Below are 17,222 nucleotides of genomic sequence, written 5' to 3'. Positions count from 1 at the left end.
CGATCGCCTGGACGAGCTGGGTGACGGCTTCGTCGGAGCTCTTGATCTGGCCGTGGACGAACTTCGAGACGACGTCCTTATAGGCATTGGCGATCGCCGGCGGCGCGCCATAACCCTGGGCCAGCGAACCGAACAGCGTGCCGCCCTCATTGGCGGCCTTCAGATCGGCAATGCCCTTCTTGCCGCAGGCGTCGAAGTCGGTGTCGGGAACGTCGGTGCGGGCCGGAACCGAACCCTTGACGACGTTGAAGGCCGACTGGAAGCTCTTCGACAGCGTTGCCGTCGCCAATGCCACCTGCGCCGCCTTGCGGTCATCGGGAACGTTGAACATGCCGAACATGTCGGAGTTGTAGATGACGCTGCCGTCGGTGCCGGGGAAGCGGTAGCAGAGGAAGTCGGTATCCGGCGTCTTCTTGGCGGCGACGAATTCGCCCTTGGCCCAGTCGCCCATCACCTGCACCAGCGCGTCACCCTTGATGACCATGGCGGTCGCCAGGTTCCAGTCGCGGCCGGAGAAGTTCGGATCGACATATTTGACGATCTTGGCCAGGTTGTCGAACGACTTCTTCATCGTCTCCGACTTCAGAGACTCCTCGTCGAGGTCGTTCATCGCCTTCTTGTAGAACTCCGGGCCGCCGGTCGACAGCACGATGGAATCGAACATCGTCGCTTCCTGCCAGTTCTGGCCGCCGAGCGCCAAGGGGATGACGCCTGCCGCCTTCGCCTTGTCGAGCAGGGCGATCAGGTCGTCGAAGCTCTTCGGCTCAGTGCCGCCGATCTTGTCCATCACCGCCTTGTTGATCCACAGCCAGTTGACCGAATGGACGTTGACCGGGGCTGCGACCCATTTGCCGTCATAGACGGAGAACTTCTGCAGCGCCGCCGGCACCGACTTGTCCCAGCCTTCCTTCTTGGCCGTCTCGGTCAGATCGCCCATGACGCCGGCCTCGGCATAATCGAGCACGGTGTAACCCAGCATCTGCGAGGCGGTCGGATAGGTGCCGGCCGCAACCATCGCCTTCAGCGCCGTCATCGCCGCATCACCGCCGCCGCCGGCAACCGGAACGTCCTTCCAGGCAAAACCTTCCTTCGACAGATCCTCCTTCAACACGTTCAAGGCCGCCGCCTCACCGCCGGACGTCCACCAGTGCAGCATCTGCACTTCCTTGACGTCGGCGGCGCGGGCGGAGACATGCGCGCCGGCCAGAGCCAACGCGATCACCGCAGTCGTGGTTAGAAACCTATTCATCGAAGAACCTCCCAGTTCCCTCTTTTGAAATGCGGGACCATTCCCGCATCAATCATCCGCCCTCCCCGGGCGTAGTTCCTTGCTACCTAGACCGGCCTTTCCGCCTGCGGCATCCACCAGTTGGTGCGTTTGCCGATGTGCATGTTGAGCGTCTTGGTCTCGGTGTAGTCTTCGACCGCATGACGGCCGAGCTCGCGGCCGAGGCCGCTCTGCTTGTAACCGCCGAAGGGAAGCTCCGAGGCACCGTCCATGAAGGTGTTCATCCAGACCGTGCCCGCCCGTACCGATCGGCCGATGGTCAGGCAGGTGTCGAAATCACGGCTCCAGACACCAGCCGACAGGCCGTAATCGATGGAATTGGCAATCCTGACCGCTTCAGCAGTCGTCTCGAATGTCAGGACTGACAGGACCGGACCAAAGACTTCCTCGCGAGCCACTGCCATATCGGGCGTGACGGCTTCGAGGATCGTCGGCGACATGAACTGACCCATGCCGAGGTCGAGTGTGTCGCCGCCGTGAGCGACGCGAGCGCCGCTGCTCCTCGCGCCGGTGACATATCCCGATATCTTTTCCAGATGCTGCGGCGTGATGATCGCGCCGACCTGCGTCGACGGATCCAGGGGATCGCCGACCCGCACCCCCTTCGCCAGCTCGGCGACACGCCTGACGACGTCGGAAGCGATCGACTTGTGAAGGATCAACCGCGAGCCGGCATTGCAGCACTCGCCGGCATTGAAATAGGCGCCGAAGACCGCCGCATCGACGAAGGAATCGAGATCGGCATCCGGGAAGACGATCTGCGGGTTCTTGCCGCCGAGCTCCAGCGAGACCTTCTTCAGCGTCTGCGCGGCATTCGACATCGTCAGCTTACCGACACCGGTCGACCCGGTGAAGGAGACCATGTCGACGTCAGGATGGGACGTCATGATCGCGCCGACCTCAGGTCCCGTGCCGGTGACAATGTTGACGACACCATCCGGAACGCCCGCTTGCTGCAGGATCTCGCCCAGAACGAGCGTCGAGCCCGATGTCAGCTCCGAAGGCTTGACGACGCTCGTGCAGCCGGCGGCAAGCGCAAAGGGCAGCTTCTGGCCGACGATCAGGAAGGGGAAATTCCAAGGCGTAATGATCGAGACCACGCCGATCGCCTCGCGCAGAACGACGCCGAGCGTGCCGTCGCCAAGCGTGTTGTAGCTTTCGCCGTGGAGATCACGGGCAAGGGCCGCCGCATAGCGCCAGATGTCAACCGAGCCGGCAATTTCTCCCCGCACCTGCGTGATCGGCTTGCCTGCCTCGATGGCATCGAGAAATGCCAATTCTTCCGCCCGTGCCGCGATCAGGTCCGCGGCCTTCAGGAGGATCGCGGAGCGCTCGGAGGCGGTAATTCGCGGCCATGGCCCTTGGTCGAAAGCCTTGCGTGCCGCGGCAATCGCGCGCTCGGCATCCTTCCTGCTGCCGGTCGCGAACCGGCTGATCACGACGCCATGGCTCGGCGCGATGCGCTCGATCGGATCGGAGGCGCCGGCTTCCCATCTGCCGTCGATCAGCATCCTGAAATCACGCGCCTTGTGGTCGCTGAGCGCCGTCGGGCTGACCAGAACCGTCATTACCATTCTCCCTTGAACGTTGCCGGGCGCTTCTCGCTGAATGACGCGACGCCCTCCTTCAGATCGCCGGTCTTCGCGGCAAGGATCGAGCCAAGGGCTTCGACCGCGGTTCCATTGTCTTCGCCATTCGCCGATGCGATCATCAATTTGGCGATCTCGACGGCCGCCGGTCCCCGCGCCGCAATTCGCTCGGCATATTGTCTGGCGGAGGCGAACGAGTTTCCTGTCGGGACGACCGCGTCGACGATGCCGAGCAGGCGCGCCTCCTCGGCGGTAAATATCTCCCCGCCCAGCGCCATTCGGCGGACGACCTGCGCGCCGAACCGGCGCACGAGACGCTGGGTGCCGGACCAGCCCGGCACCATCCCAAGGCCGGTCTCCGGCAGGCCGATCTTGATGTGTTCCTCTGCAAGGCGAATGTCGGCAACGCCGGCCAGCTCGAGTCCTCCTCCGAGGGCGTGGCCGTTCAATGCTGCGATCAACGGCACCCGGAGCGTCGCCAGTCTTTCGAAGACACGATGGCCGTGCCGGACCCAGAGATGACCGAACTCCTGAGGTAGCATTCCGCCCCAGGCCCTTATATCGCCGCCGGCGGAAAAGCCCTTACCCTCACCGGTGAGAATGGCAGCGCGCACATCCGGGTTCGCTTCCACCGCGTCGGCCGCCTCTGCCAGCGCTTTCAGCATGTCGAGATCGAGCGCGTTCAGCTTTTCCGGACGCGAGATCGTCAGTGTCGCAACATGTCCCTCAAGGTCGATTCTGACTGTTCCGCTAGCCATGGAAGGTGCCCTCCAGTGTCCGCGCACTCTTTGTTGGAAGCGACAGGCCGATATTCGCCTCGCCGAAGAGCGCGGCGTCCATGATCTTCAGGCCGGGCGCGACGATCAGCGGAAATTCCGATTGATCCAATATGTGGGACTGAAGATCGACGCCGGGCGCGACCTCGGTCAGAACGATGCCTTCAGGCGTCAGCTTCATCACGCACCGCTCGGTGACATAGATGATGTCCTGCCCCTGTTCGATCGCCCGCCTGCCGCTGAAGGTGACGTGTTCGACCTCGTTCACCAGCTTCTTCAGCTTGCCTTCCCTCTCGATGACGAGAGTCCCATCGGCGATCGAAAGCTTCGCCCCAGCGTTGAACATGCCGGAGAAGACGATCTTCTTTGCCCGCGCCGTAATGTCGACGAAGCCGCCGGCGCCGGCCGTCACATGCGGCCGGAAGGAGAGCTTGGAAACGTTGACCGAACCATCTTTGCCGATCTCGAGGAAGGAGAGCAGCGACGCATCGAATCCCGAGCCCTGAAAGTAGGTGAACTGATAAGGAGACGGCATGTAGGCGTCCGCATTGGAGGCGCAACCGAAGGCGAAGTCGAGCAGCGGCACCCCACCGACCGCGCCTTGCTCGATCACCCAGGTGACGGCGCCGTGGAGCCCTTCTTCCAGCAAAATGCGCGGCACGTTGGCCGAGATGCCGAAGCCGAGATTGACGCAGCTTCCCGCCTGCAGTTCCTGGGCGACGCGGCGCGCGATGACCTTCTGAACATTGAATTCCGGGACGCTGAAGCTATCGAGCGGGCGGAATATTTCACCTGATATCGCCGGATCGTACAAAGTCTGCGTCGTCTGCTTCTGATTGGGATCGATGACGATATAGTCGACCAGCATTCCCGGCACCCGGACGTCATGCGGCTTCAGCGAGCCCTCCTTGGTGATCCGCTTGACCTGGGCGACGACGATGCCGCCATTGTTGCGGGCGGCAAGCGCCTGATCGAGGCCGCCGAGATACGCGCCTTCATGTTCGTAGGTCAGATTGCCGCGCTCGTCGGCGGTGGTGGCGCGGATGATGGCGACCTGAGGGACGATCGAGGGGAAGAACAGCCAGTCGTCGCCCTCGAAGCTGACGCGCTTGACCACCTGCTGTTCCGAAGCCAGCTTGTTCATCGCACATCCCTGCCGCCGGGGATCGACGAAGGTGTCGACGCCGACCTTGGTCAACACGCCCGGCCGCTTGGCGGCGGCTTCGCGATGGATGTCGAACAGGATGCCGGAGGGAATGTTGTAGGCCGGGATCTCGTTGTTGGTGATCATCTGCCAGATCAGCGGCGGCTCGGACGATGACGGCCCGGATGGATAGGACCCGCCGATGATGCACTTGAGCAGGCCCTTCCTGGCGATGTAGTCGACGCCCTTGATGCCGCTCATGTCGCCGGCGGCGATCGGATGAAGGGTGGTGAGGTCGCGAGGATGGCCGGTCGTCTCGAAACGCTCCCCAATCGCCTTCAGCATGAGGTCCGGGCAACCGAGACCGCTCGAAGACGATACCGTGACGACGGCGCCGTCCGGGATGAGCGCGGCCGCTTCGGCGGGGGTGAGATGCTTCTTCATGGGCATTACTCAGCGTCCTGTTTCGATTTTACGCCTTTGCCGGCCCTTGCCGGCGCGGTCTTGCCGGCGCCGCAGCTCTCGCGAACGACCAGCCGAACGGCTGTCGTCACCGTCTCGGCCTCGGCCTTGCCGGCATTGATCTGCTTGAGCAGCATCTGCGCGCCGCGGCGCCCGATGCCCTGCGGGTCGACCGAGACCGTCGTCAGCGCCGGAACTGCCGCCTGAGCCTCGATTACGTCGTCGAAACCGACGACGGCGAAGTCGGCGCCAGGTTCCAGACGGCGCGCGCGCAATCCGTCGCAAACACCGAAGGCAACGGCATCGTTGAAGCAGACGGCTGCGGTCGGCCGACGGCCGAGCGCGATCGCCTTTCCAATCGCCTCCACCCCGCCCGCCCGCGACGGTGCCGACGAGATGACGAGTTCTTCGTGATAATCGAGCCCGGCCGCCTCCACGCCGCTTCGGTAACCGGCAAGCCGATCGTCGAAGACGGCGGTGTCGGGAAAGCCGCCGAGAAAGGCGATGCGCTTGTGACCAAGCCCGGCCAGATGCTTGACCGCGGAGACCATGCCGGCCCGGTTGTCGGAGACGATGGACGAGACTTTGGCGCCGGGCAGGTTTCGAACGACGACCACGACAGGAATTCCGGCCGCAACGAGTGGCTTGAAGTCGGCGGCATCGGTGGCGCGGGCCGGCGAGACGATGAGGCCGGAAATGCCGTGCTCACGCATCGATGCGACAACCTCACGCTGCCTGTCGATGCTCTCGCCGGTGTTCGACAGGAACTGCACGAAGCCGGCCGACTGGACGACCATATCGACGCCGACCGCCAGCTCCGCAAAGAAGCTGTTCGTCAGGTCGTTCACAACAACTCCGATGATCCGCGATTTGGCACCGGCCTGGCGAAGATTGGCTGCGCCGCGATTGTAGACGTAGCCGAGATCTCGCATCACGGCATTGACCTTGGCGCGCGTCGCCTCGTTGACCAGAGAGGAACCCTGCAGCACCAGCGAAACCGTCGACTTGGAGACGCCGGCGGCCCTCGCGATGTCAATGACGGTTACCCGCGCCTTTGTCATTTCCCTCTCCGATCACGACGTCAACCGATGGAATAAATATTTGGAACGTTCCAATTTTGTCAAGGAAAAATTAGAGAGCCCCGGTGAATTTATTTATTTCTATTAGGAATTCAGCCATACTCGCCATCAGCAGCTCAACTCCTAAATTGGAACGATCTAAATTTCAGTCACGGTTGAGAGGTACTTGTGGACATCCCGGGCCGGCAAAGTCGTGGTAGATTCGGGGCTTGTCCCCTACGCTGTCGAGACAATCAATGTGACCGCGATCAGTGGAGAAGAGCATAAAGTCATGACATTGCGCGCCGAACTGACCGCTCTGCCGCCCCGCGAACAAGCCCGGCACCTGACAGCCGTCGCCGCTTGTCTGGTGGAGCAAATCAGGCGCACCGAACCCTACGCGACGGAAGCCGAGGCCGCGCTGGCGTCCGCGCCTGTGGCGATGGCGAAGGCCTGACCGGCCGATCCGTCTCCGATCTTGTCTACGGCGACGATGAGCGCGGGACGCTCCGCCGGCTCTCCGAGGCGGCCGGAAAGCCCAGCGAAGGCGGCTGGAATGCGCTCACGACGGCAGTCATGTACGTCGCCTGCCTTGCTTTTCAAGAGACCGGCGAGCCTATGCCGAGCGAACGTCAATGAGGTGGGAGAGGACAGCCTTGATCTTGTTGAGGAACAACTGGCCAAACTCGGCTGAGTTTCCGTCGAGGAGCTCCCATCGACGGACATTAGCGAAACTTTATTGTTTCTGACGAATGCTACGGATACGCGCAACGCGCCAGATCTTAAGCAGGGCCGGATGATGCCGCATTCGTTCGAATCCATTCTGGAAAACCTGCCGCAGGGCATCGTTCTGCTTGATTCTGCCAATACGGTCACGGCCTTCAATTCCCGCGCGCTGGAAATTCTCGGCCTTCCGGAGGGCGCCCTCCTGAAGGGAATGGATATCGGCGAACTGCCGGGCACCTTGGACTGTCATGCAGCGGCACGTTCGCGTTCGCCGACCGGCAAGCCGCGCGCCTCGCAGTTTGCGTTGCCCGACGGACGGATGATCTCGCTGACTTGCGCGCCCTCGAGAGAGGGAAGCTGGATCCTGAGCTATGAAGACATCTCTACGCTCATTCGCATCGAAGACAGCCTGGCTGAGCAACATCACCGGTTCGACGCAGCCCTTAGCAATATGCCGCATGGGCTGTGCATGTTCGATTCAACCAAGAAGCTGATATTGTGCAACGCATCCTACGCGCGGATGTACAGTCTGCCGGATCGGCTGACACAACCGGGGACTCCGCTCGCAGATATCCTGGCCTATCGGGCCCAGGAGGGAAACGGTCCGGCCGACACCGCCACCTATTTCGACGTCGTCTTTGAAGCGACGGCACTCGGTGCGCCGGCCAGCCAGAACATCGCGCTGAGCGACGGCCGCATTGTCAAAATCACTCACAATCCGATGCAGAACGGTGGATATGTCGCGACTCATGAGGACGTGACCAAGACCGTGCGGCTCGCCGAAGAGCTGCGCCGCCACCACGATCAGCTCGAAGTTACGGTGCGCAACCGCACGGCCGAGGTCGAGCGGCAGGCGCGTGAACTGGAGCGAATGCTCGCTCAGGAAAGAAACATCAACGAATTGCAGCGGCAGTTCGTGGCGATGGCATCGCATGAGTTCCGCACGCCACTCGCGATCATCGACGCTGCCGCCCAGCGGCTGCTGCGAAAAGGAGGCGCGGTCGAGCCCGAATTTCTGAGCGACAAGGTCGAACAGATCCGTACATCGGTAAGCCGCATCGTCGATCTGATGGAGAGCATCCTGTCAGCCGGACGCCTTGATACCGGCACGATCGATATCAGCTACGGCGCCTGCGCGCTCAGATCATTGATCCGAAGCTGCTGCGAGCGGCAGTCGACGATCTCGAAGACGCACAGCTTCATCATTGACATAGACGGGCTGCCTGAGTTCATCGATGCCGATCCCCGCACATTGACGCAGGTCTTTACCAATCTCATTTCCAATGCCGTCAAATACGCGCCCGGAACGTCCGAAATTCGCATTGCGGCATGGGAAGAAACCGGCAACGTCAAGGTTTCGATCAGCGACGACGGGGTTGGGATCGATGCCGAAGACGTGCCTCGGCTGTTTCAGCGCTATTTCCGCGCCCGCACTTCGACCGGGATTGCCGGAACCGGTATCGGCCTCAACCTGGTGAAGCAGATCGTCGAACTGCATCAGGGCTCGATAGAGGTGCGAAGCGCAAGAGGGTGCGGATCGACGTTCACCGTCACCCTTCCGATCAACAGACATGGCGACGTTCCGGCGAACAATGATTGCGCGATCACTCAGGCCTCTTAAGCAGGGCTGACGGCACGCGCTTGAACTGACGGCGCAGGATTGCTGTCCGGCATATATACCCTATCCTTCTCGCAATAGAGGAGGACCATGCCATGGCTTTCATTCACACCCCCAATGCATCCGCCAGCGAGAAGACGACGTCGATGTATGCGTCGGCCGAGGCGAATTATGGTTATCTGCCGAACATGTATCGTGCCTTCGGCCACAGGCCGGAGGTGATGGAGTGCTGGGCGGCGCTGCTTGCGAGCATTCGCAACCATATGAGCCTCAGGCGCTATGAACTGGTGACGCTGGCGGCGGCCAAGGAACTGAAATCCTCTTATTGCATGCTGGCGCACGGCTCCGTGCTGCTGCGCGAGGGATTTACCAGCGACGGGTTGACGGCCGTCGTCAACGAGACGGAAAAGGCGCCGATCGACGCCGGCGAACGCGCGATCATGGCCTTTGCCGCCAAGGTGGCGCGCGATGCGACATCAGTCACGCAGCAGGATATAGACGGGTTGAAAAAACACGGGCTGAGCGATGCCGAGATCTTCGACGTCACAGCCGCGGCGGCGGCCCGCTGTTTCTTCTCGAAAATGCTGGATGCGCTCGGCGCTGCACCCGACCACGCCTATATGGAACGGCTGGAGCCGAATGTGCGAAAGACGCTCAGCGTCGGACGGGAGGTCGAGCGCCCCCTTGGATCAGGATGAGTTCAGGGCGAGCCGGCCCAAATCTGAGTCCGTCAACTGGATCAGATCTTAAGCAGCTTCCGCGCATTTTCCTTGAGGATGAGCGGACGGACATCGTCGCGGATGTCGATCGTCTCGAAATCCCGGAGCCAGCGGTCCGGCGTGATTGCCGGCCAATCGGAGCCGAAGAGCATCTTGTGCTTCAGGATCGTGTTTGCGTACTGGATCAGGATCGAGGGAAAATACTTCGGCGACCAGCCGGACATGTCGATATAAACATTGGGCTTGTGGGTCGCCACCGAGAGCGCCTCGTCCTGCCAGGGGAAGGAAGGATGGGCGAGAATAATCGGCATGTCGGGGAAGTCGGCCGCGACATCGTCGAGATGGATGGGATTGGAATATTTGAGCCGCATGCCCATGCCGCCGCGCATGCCGGCGCCGACGCCGGTCTGGCCGGTGTGGAAGAGCGCGATCGCACCTTCCTCGGCGATCGCCTCGTAGAGGACATAGGCATCGCGATTGTTCGGATAGAAGGCCTGCATCGTCGGGTGGAACTTGAAGCCCTTGATGCCGAATTCGCGCACCAGCCGGCGAGCTTCGCGTGCGCCCATCTTGCCCTTGGCCGGATCGATCGAGGCGAAGGGGATCATGATATCAGAATTGTCGGCCGCGATCTTCGCCACTTCCTCATTTTCGTAGCGGCGAAAGCCGGTCTCACGTTCGGCATCGACGGGGAAGATGACGCAGGCGATCTTGCGCTCGCGGTAATAGGCAGCCGTTTCCTGAACCGTGGGCAGCATCCCCTGAGTGCCGGCGGGATTCCTGAAATATTTGGCCATGCCGGCCTGGAATTCGTGATATCCGTCGTCGCGCGGGCCGCAGCACGGCTCCTCCGCATGCGTGTGGATGTCGATGGCCACGAGCTCGTCGATGTTCATCCCTGCGCCTCCCCCTGCAGTCCGACATATTTCTTGAGGAGCGCGACAAGGACCGCCTGCTCCCGATCGTCGAGCGGCGCGCCGGTGCTTTGCTCATAATCGAAGAAAAGCACGGCCGCCTTTTCGACCTGATGCTCGCCCGCCGGTGTCAATGTCAGTTCGACCGCACGCCTGTCGCGATCGGGTATGCGGCGCGACACGAAACCGGCATCCTCCATCGTCCGGATCAGCTTGGTCATATGTGCACGCTTGATCATCAGCCGCTGGCCGAGCACGCTTTGCCTTATGCCGGGATTGCGGGCAATCACCCACAGGACCGAAAACTCGCCGGGCTTGAGGCCCTGCGGCCCGTTCTCCGAGAAAAAATCGTCGAAGGCGCGCAGCTGCGCCAGGCGCAGGAGAAAACCGACGGAATGGCCGAGCTGGCCGAGCTTTACCTGATCAAGATGGCGTACTGGAGCATCCATGCAGTGACCTCAACTCTCACCGGGGGCTTTGAGACGGGCGGCGCGCTTTTCAAGGAAAGCCATGAGCCGCTCCTCCGCCTCCGGACTCGTGGCTGTGAAAGACGATATGAAGGATTCGACGAAAAGGCCATCCTCCTTCGCCATATCCTGGATCCGTGGGAGGGCATTGATCACGGCATAATTGGAGAGCGCCGCATTGGAGGACGCCGCTACAGCCAGCTCGTGCGCCTTCCTGCGCGCCTCGCCTGACGGAACGACATATTGCACGAGATTCCAGCGTTCGGCCTCTTCCGTTGAGACGACCCGGCCCGTCAGCATGAGATCGGTCATGCGCGCGACACCCATAAGCCGGGCGACCCGGACCGATCCGCCGCCGCCGACGAAAATGCCGCGCTGGCCTTCGGGAAGGGCGAAGAATGCGGTCTCGTCCGCCACGCGAATGTGGGTGGAGGCCGCCAGTTCCAAGCCGCCGCCGACCACCGCGCCATGCAGCGCCGAAATCCAGGGAATCGTGCCATGCTCGATACTGGAGAAGACAGCATGCCAGCGGCGGGATCCGCGCACGCCTTCGATAGCCGACTTCTTGACATGCTCACCAAGATCGAGGCCCGCGCAGAAGTGCTTGCCGTGACCGTGGAGCACCGCCGCCTTCGCTTCGCGCTCGGCCCGCGCGGCGGCTTCGGCAATGGCTTCGACGAATGCATCGCTGATCGCATTGCGCTTTTCCGGCCGGTGGAGACCGATATGCGCGATCTCTCCCACGATCTCGTAGGTCACGAAATTCGACGCTGCGTCTCCGCCCATGGTCGCCTCTCTCCTCAATCATCAGTTTGTTTGTTTGCTTTCAAGTTGATTGTTTACATGCGGATTGTTTCCTTGTAAACAAAATTCGGCTCGCGAGATCGAGCCGGCATATCGTGACTTGCGCTTGGGAGGAAAGTCATGACGGAAAGGCCTCGGCAGACGTTTAAGCTCTGGTCGCCACGACTTAAGTGGGAGCGGCGTTCTGACGGCACTATTATCATGCGCCGGGAGGACCAGCTTGGGCCCTACCCTCGTTGCATGAATGAGCGGTTCGTCCACTGGGCCGAATCCGATCCGGACCGAGTCTGGATGGCCGAGCGTGACGACCGTGGCAATTGGCGCAAGATGACCTACGGCGAAGGGCTTAAAAAAATCCGTCACATCGGCCAGGCGCTTCTCGATCTCGGCCTCTCGGTCGAACGGCCGTTAATGATCCTTTCCGAAAATTCAATCGAACACGCGCTGATGGCGCTCGGTGCCCAGCATGTCGGCATTCCATCGGCAGCGGTCACTCCGGCCTACGCCACGGCCGATCCCGGTTTTGGCAAGCTTAGAGATATAGCGCGACAGATGACGCCCGGCGCCGTCTTCGTAGGGGATGGGCTAGCCTTTAGCAGCGCTATCGACGCTGCCTTCGGCACCGACCTGCCGGTCATATCGGTCTGCGCTCTACCTTCCAGGCAGCATGCATCGATCCGGTTCGAGACATTGCTGAAAACAGATATGGGTCCCCATGTTGAGCGTGCCTTCCTTGCCGTCGGGCCGGATACTGTCGCGAAATTCCTCTTTACATCAGGCACGACCGGCGCCCCGAAGGCGGTGACGCAGACGCAGCGCATGCTCTGCGCCAACCAGGAAATGATTGCCGATTGTTACGCTTTCCTGCGCGACGAGCCACCGGTGATCGTGGACTGGGCACCTTGGACTCATACGGCCGGCGGCAACAAGGTGTTCAACCTCGTCATCTACAATGGCGGTACATTCTACCTGGATCGCGGCAAGCCGACGCAGTCGCTGATCGGCGACACGATCGCCAATCTGCGCGATGTCTCTCCGAACTGGTATTTCAACGTGCCGGCGGGGTATGAGATGCTGGTCGATGCCATGCGGCGCGACGATGGTCTGCGGGACAGTTTCTTTCGCAATCTCAAGATCCTGATGTACGCGGGTGCCAGCATGGCTCAGCACACTTGGGATGCGCTGACCGAGTTCTCCAAACAGGTGTCGGGTGGGCAAATGCTGATCTGCACCGGCCTCGGATCGACGGAAACCGGCCCTTTTTCGCTCTTCTGTACCGAACCGCAGGAGAGCCCCGGCAATATCGGCATTCCCGCGCAAGGCATCACGCTGAAGCTGGTGCCTATAGAGGATAAGTACGAACTGAGGTTGACGGGACCGAACATCACCCCCGGCTACTGGCGCGATCCAAAGCTTACCGCCGAGGCTTTCGACGAGGAAGGCTTCTATATGATCGGTGATGCGGTGCGGCTCGCCGTTCCTGGTGATCCGACCAGCGGCTTCTATTTTGAAGGGCGGACGGCGGAGAACTTCAAGCTCAGGACCGGAACCTGGGTGTCGGTCGGCAAGCTCCGGGCGGAGTTGATCGATCAGTTCGGCGGATTGATCCGCGATGTGATCATCACCGGAGAGGACCGGGCCGAACTCGGCGCACTAGCTATCCCAGTGCTCGAAGCGTTGCGCAACGCCGTAGGCGACGCGGGCCAACTTTCCGACGAGGCGGTGCTCTCGCACCCCGATGTCAAGGCGCTTCTGGCGGGCCGACTCGCTGAACATCAGCGCAATGCAAGCGGCTCGTCGACGCGGATCATGCGCCTCATGTTGCTGCGAGAGCCGCCGCGCCTCGACAAGGGCGAAATCACTGACAAGGGCTCGCTGAATCAGCGCGCAATGCGGACGCATCGCGCCGATCTTATCGAGGCGCTTTATGCCGGCGCGCCTGACGTCATTCTGGCCAGCAAGGAGGTCACGGCATGAAAATAGCGGGATCAAGTGCGATCGTTACCGGGGCAGGCTCCGGACTCGGCGCAGCGACGGCGCGCCTGTTGGCTGGCCTCGGCGCCCGCGTGCACGTCTTCGACCGCGACGGCGCGGCAGCTGAGACAGTGGCCGCCGAGATTGGCGGCGTCGCCGTCGCTGGCGACGTGACGTCGGAAGAGGACGCGGCACGGGTAGTGGACGAAGCGGCAAAGGCTGCCGACGGACTCCGAATCCTCGTCAATTGTGCCGGCATAGGCCCGGCAGGACGCGTCCTATCCAGAAACGGACCGATGCCGCTCGCCGATTTCGAGCGCGTCGTCAGCGTCAACCTGATCGGCACCTTCAATATGATGCGGCTCGCGGCCGCACGCATGGCCGAAGCGCCGGGGCACGAAGACAAGGCACGCGGCGTCATCGTCAACACCGCTTCCGTCGCCGCCTTCGAGGGCCAGGTCGGACAAGCGGCCTATGCGGCTTCCAAGGGAGGGATCGTCTCCCTGGCGCTGCCGGCGGCGCGCGAGTTCGCGCGTTTCGGCATTCGTGTCAACACGATTGCGCCGGGAATTTTCCTCACTCCGCTGCTCCACACGCTGCCGCAGGAGGCGCAGGAAAGCCTCGCGGCCGCCATTCCCTATCCGTCGCGGCTCGGCGATCCCGCTGAATTCGCAGATGCGGTGCGGTTCGTGATCGAGAACCAGTATGTGAACGGCGAGGTCATCCGCCTCGACGGCGCCATACGAATGCAGGCCAGGTGACGCCATGAGCTTCGCGACGCAGGCGGCCCGCACGATCAATCTGCTGACGGCAACCCCCGGCTGGGAGCGGATAAAGGCACTTCGTCCCGAGTGCGACGACGATCTGCTGACGGCAATCGTCGACGAAGCCGGCCGCTTTTCCGAGGCCGCGCTGGCCCCACTCAATGTGCCAGGCGATCGTCAGGGCTGCAGTGTCGTTGATCGCCGCGTGAGGGTGCCGACCGGGTTTGCGGAAGGCTTCCGGCGGCACGCTGGAGACGGCTGGCTTTCCATGGATGTGCCGGAGCGCTTCGGCGGGCAGGGATTGCCGCTGACTTTGCAGGCGGCCTGCGCGCCGCTGTTTGAGCGGGGTTGCGTGTCGCTGATGATGGCGGCCGGTTCGACCCGCGCCGCCTGCCACCTGCTCGCCGAGGTCGCTGATGAAGAGCTTGCCGGCGAATGGGTGCCGAAGCTTGCCGCCGGCGAATGGGCAGCCACCATCTGTATTTCCGAGTCCGACGCCGGCTCTGATATCGGCCGCTTACGAAGCCGGGCTGTGATGAAGGACGGCGAATGGCGCATCAGCGGCCAGAAGATATGGATATCCTTCGGCGATCACGACATGGCAGGGCGCATCGGCCATTGCCTTTTGGCTCGCACCAATGACCAGGCCGGCACCCGCGGCGTCAGCCTGTTCCTCGTGCCGGATATGATCGATGGTGAACGCAATGGCGTATCGGTCGAGCGCATCGAGGAAAAGATGGGCCTTCATGGTTCGCCGACCTGCGCCCTGCGTTTCGAGGACGCCCGCGGCAGACTGCTCGGACAGGAAGGACGCGGTCTGCCGCAGCTCTTTACCATGATCGAGCTGATGCGGTTGCAGACCGGCTGCCAGGGGTTGGGACTCGCCTCGGCGGCTGCCGACATCGCCGAGACCTACGCGGAAGATCGCCGGCAGGGCGGCAACCCGGAAAAGCCTGCCCTCGCCATTGTCCACCATCCCGATATTCGCCGCCAACTCGCCGAGATCCGCGCACGAACCGAGACCCTGCGCGCTGCCACTCTCGAACTCGCGACCATCATGGATCTGGCCCGGATCGAGCCGGATGCGAAAATCCGTTCCGACCTGCAGGCGCTTGCCCGCTGGATGCTGCCGCTCGTCAAGAATTTCGGCGCGGACGCAGGCTTCGCAGTGTCCAATCAGGCGATCCAGGTTTTGGGCGGCGCGGGCTACACGCGGGAGTGGCCGCTCGAACAATATCTCCGCGATTCCCGGGTGATGACGATCTACGAAGGTACGACAGGCATGCAGGCGATCGACCTTCTGACGCGGCGTCTGTGGGGTGAAGCAGGCAGGGGGCTTCAGCTGTTCCTGGATCGTGCGCGGAGCGAAGTTTCAACATCGGGGTCGAAGGAGGCCGAGACGGCGCGTGCCGTGCTTACGGCCTTCGAGGAGCAAAGCGCGCGCATGATGGCGTTGCAGTCGGAGGCGGAAACCGGCCTCTACCAGGCGAATGCCTATTTGCACGCGGCCTGGGAAGCATTTGTCGCATGGATGGCCGTGCGCGTCGCAGCGGCAGAAAATCGACTCGTCCAGCAAGCCGGAGCGGCAGCCTGAAGAGTCCGAGTGCATGACATACAACGTGGCTGGGCGTTCGATATCGCCCTTTTCTTTGGGAGGAAGAAATGAAAAAGCGCATTATGACCTGGATGGCATCCGCCGTCGTTCTCTCAATGATGGCGGGCACTGCGCTCGCCGACATCACCATCGGCGTTACCATTCCGATCACCGGTCCGGGTGCTGCGCTCGGCATTCCGATGAAGCAATCCATCGAATTGTGGCCGACCGAGATCAGCGGCGAAAAAGTGAAGGTCATCCTTCTCGATGACGGCGGCGATCCGTCAGCCGCGACGACCAATGCCCGTCGTTTCGCCGACGACGACAAGGTCGACGTGATCATGGGCTCGGCATTGACGCCTGCGGCCATCGCCGTCGCGGGCGTTGCCAACGAGACCCACGTGCCGCACTTCGCCTTTTCGCCAATCCCACCGACGGCGGTCAAAGAGTGGAACTTCGTCATGCCGCAGTTCTCCAGCGTGCTGGCGGAGGGAATGTTCACCCGCATGCAGCAGGACGGCGTTAAGCGCGTAGCCTTCATCGGCTTCGCCGACTCCTATGGCCAGCAGTGGATCGATGAGCTCAAGAACGCCGGCAAGAAGTACGGTCTCGAAGTGGTGGCCGAGGAACGCTATGCCCGCGCCGACACCTCCGTTTCGGGCCAAGTGCTGAAGGCAGTTGCGGCCAGGCCGGATGCTGTCTTCATCGGCGCCTCGGGCACCGGTGCGGCGCTACCGCAGATCGGGGTGCGCGAGCGCGGCTTCACGGGCAAGATCTATGTCGTCTCCGGTGCGGTGACCTTCGATTTTCTGCGCATTGCCGGCAAGAACGTAGAAAACACCATCTTCTCGTCCGGCCCGGTCATGGTCGCCGAGGATCAGGCAGACAATTCACCGACCAAGCAGGAGGGCCTGGCCTATCTCAAGGCCTATGAAGGCAAGTTTGGTCCGAACACGCGCACCCAGTTCGGCTCGCATCCCTGGGACGCTATGGCAATCCTCAAGAAGGCCGTGCCGGTCGCGCTCAAGAAGGCCAAGCCCGGCACAACGGAGTTCCGCACGGCTCTGCGCGACGCTATCGAGACCAGTGGTCCCTATGACGCCACTCACGGCGTGTACCAGTTCACGCCAAAGGATCATTACGGGCTCGACCAGCGCGGTGTCGTGCTGCTCACCGCCAAGGATGGCAAATTCCAGATTCTGCCGAGCAACAAATAGGCGGGCCGGCCGAGGGTCCAAGGCGGGATGCTGCCCTGGACCCGCTCTTTCCGAAAGACCGGCTGGCGGCCCGCCGCCAGACCCGGCGATCTCTCTCGTGGCAGGCAG

At 62.2% G+C, this 17,222-nt stretch carries 15 protein-coding genes; 7 read left to right on the top strand and 8 right to left on the bottom strand.

Annotated features, from left to right (window positions below; all coding sequences use genetic code 11):
* From A7X77_RS07515 to A7X77_RS07495, 5 genes are all read right to left on the bottom strand, one after another.
* The coding region (locus A7X77_RS07515; RefSeq protein ID WP_064682345.1) for an ABC transporter substrate-binding protein at positions 1 to 1,249 on the bottom strand (1,249 nt) is incomplete at its 3' end.
* An 86-nt stretch (positions 1,250 to 1,335) separates the two neighbouring features.
* Positions 1,336 to 2,856, bottom strand: a complete 1,521-nt coding sequence (locus A7X77_RS07510) for an aldehyde dehydrogenase family protein (RefSeq protein ID WP_064682294.1) — start codon at positions 2,854 to 2,856, stop codon at positions 1,336 to 1,338.
* Positions 2,856 to 3,635 carry an enoyl-CoA hydratase/isomerase family protein gene (locus A7X77_RS07505; RefSeq protein WP_064682293.1) on the bottom strand — a complete coding sequence of 260 codons (780 nt, stop codon included), beginning with the start codon at positions 3,633 to 3,635 and terminating at the stop codon, positions 2,856 to 2,858. The genes A7X77_RS07510 and A7X77_RS07505 overlap by 1 nt, the downstream gene beginning before the upstream one ends.
* Positions 3,628 to 5,241, bottom strand: a complete 1,614-nt coding sequence (locus A7X77_RS07500) for an acyl CoA:acetate/3-ketoacid CoA transferase (RefSeq protein ID WP_197486808.1) — start codon at positions 5,239 to 5,241, stop codon at positions 3,628 to 3,630. Before A7X77_RS07500 ends, A7X77_RS07505 begins: the two co-directional genes overlap by 8 nt.
* A 5-nt stretch (positions 5,242 to 5,246) precedes the next feature.
* Positions 5,247 to 6,320 (bottom strand): LacI family DNA-binding transcriptional regulator, encoded by a 1,074-nt coding sequence (locus A7X77_RS07495; protein ID WP_064682291.1) that lies wholly within the window; start codon positions 6,318 to 6,320, stop codon positions 5,247 to 5,249.
* Positions 6,321 to 6,576: 256 nt separating this feature from the next.
* Here A7X77_RS07495 and A7X77_RS33815 point away from each other — a divergent pair, with 256 nt between their 5' ends.
* From A7X77_RS33815 to A7X77_RS07480, 3 genes are all read left to right on the top strand, one after another.
* Positions 6,577 to 6,774 (top strand): hypothetical protein, encoded by a 198-nt coding sequence (locus A7X77_RS33815; RefSeq protein ID WP_245293715.1) that lies wholly within the window; start codon positions 6,577 to 6,579, stop codon positions 6,772 to 6,774.
* 339 nt (positions 6,775 to 7,113) lie between these two features.
* A complete protein-coding gene (locus tag A7X77_RS07485) occupies positions 7,114 to 8,664 on the top strand; it encodes a sensor histidine kinase (protein WP_064682344.1) in 1,551 nt (516 codons plus the stop codon).
* A gap of 92 nt (positions 8,665 to 8,756) precedes the next feature.
* Positions 8,757 to 9,359 (top strand): carboxymuconolactone decarboxylase family protein, encoded by a 603-nt coding sequence (locus tag A7X77_RS07480; RefSeq protein WP_064682290.1) that lies wholly within the window; start codon positions 8,757 to 8,759, stop codon positions 9,357 to 9,359.
* A 41-nt stretch (positions 9,360 to 9,400) separates the two neighbouring features.
* Here the strand turns inward: A7X77_RS07480 and A7X77_RS07475 are convergent, their stop codons facing one another.
* Genes A7X77_RS07475 through A7X77_RS07465 form a run of 3 tightly spaced genes read right to left on the bottom strand, consistent with a single transcriptional unit; the run spans position 9,401 to position 11,547 of the window.
* Positions 9,401 to 10,276, bottom strand: coding sequence for an amidohydrolase family protein (locus tag A7X77_RS07475; RefSeq protein ID WP_064682289.1), 876 nt, complete (start codon positions 10,274 to 10,276; stop codon positions 9,401 to 9,403).
* Positions 10,273 to 10,743, bottom strand: a complete 471-nt coding sequence (locus A7X77_RS07470) for a MarR family winged helix-turn-helix transcriptional regulator (protein ID WP_064682288.1) — start codon at positions 10,741 to 10,743, stop codon at positions 10,273 to 10,275. The genes A7X77_RS07475 and A7X77_RS07470 overlap by 4 nt, the downstream gene beginning before the upstream one ends.
* 9 nt (positions 10,744 to 10,752) lie before the next feature.
* Entirely contained in the window at positions 10,753 to 11,547 is a 795-nt protein-coding gene (locus A7X77_RS07465) for a crotonase/enoyl-CoA hydratase family protein (RefSeq protein WP_064682287.1), read from the bottom strand.
* Between the two features lie 138 nt (positions 11,548 to 11,685).
* On the opposite strand from A7X77_RS07465, the gene A7X77_RS07460 reads away from it, so the two are divergent.
* The 4 genes from A7X77_RS07460 to A7X77_RS07445 all read left to right on the top strand — a co-directional run bounded on the left by A7X77_RS07460 (position 11,686) and on the right by A7X77_RS07445 (position 17,114).
* The gene (locus tag A7X77_RS07460; protein WP_064682286.1) at positions 11,686 to 13,542 is read left to right on the top strand and encodes a feruloyl-CoA synthase; all 1,857 of its coding nucleotides are present in this window, start codon (positions 11,686 to 11,688) and stop codon (positions 13,540 to 13,542) included.
* A complete protein-coding gene (locus A7X77_RS07455; protein ID WP_064682285.1) occupies positions 13,539 to 14,300 on the top strand; it encodes an SDR family NAD(P)-dependent oxidoreductase in 762 nt (253 codons plus the stop codon). Before A7X77_RS07460 ends, A7X77_RS07455 begins: the two co-directional genes overlap by 4 nt.
* A 4-nt stretch (positions 14,301 to 14,304) precedes the next feature.
* Positions 14,305 to 15,897, top strand: a complete 1,593-nt coding sequence (locus A7X77_RS07450; protein ID WP_064682284.1) for an acyl-CoA dehydrogenase family protein — start codon at positions 14,305 to 14,307, stop codon at positions 15,895 to 15,897.
* A gap of 68 nt (positions 15,898 to 15,965) precedes the next feature.
* A complete protein-coding gene (locus A7X77_RS07445) occupies positions 15,966 to 17,114 on the top strand; it encodes an ABC transporter substrate-binding protein (protein ID WP_064682283.1) in 1,149 nt (382 codons plus the stop codon).
* The last annotated feature ends 108 nt before the right edge of the window (positions 17,115 to 17,222 follow it).

Origin of the sequence: Rhizobium bangladeshense (assembly GCF_001662075.1) — a bacterium.
Taxonomy (GTDB): Bacteria; Pseudomonadota; Alphaproteobacteria; order Rhizobiales; family Rhizobiaceae; genus Rhizobium; species Rhizobium bangladeshense_B.
Note: the sequence above shows the minus strand (reverse complement) of the source record. Positions and strands in the feature narration are given on the sequence as shown.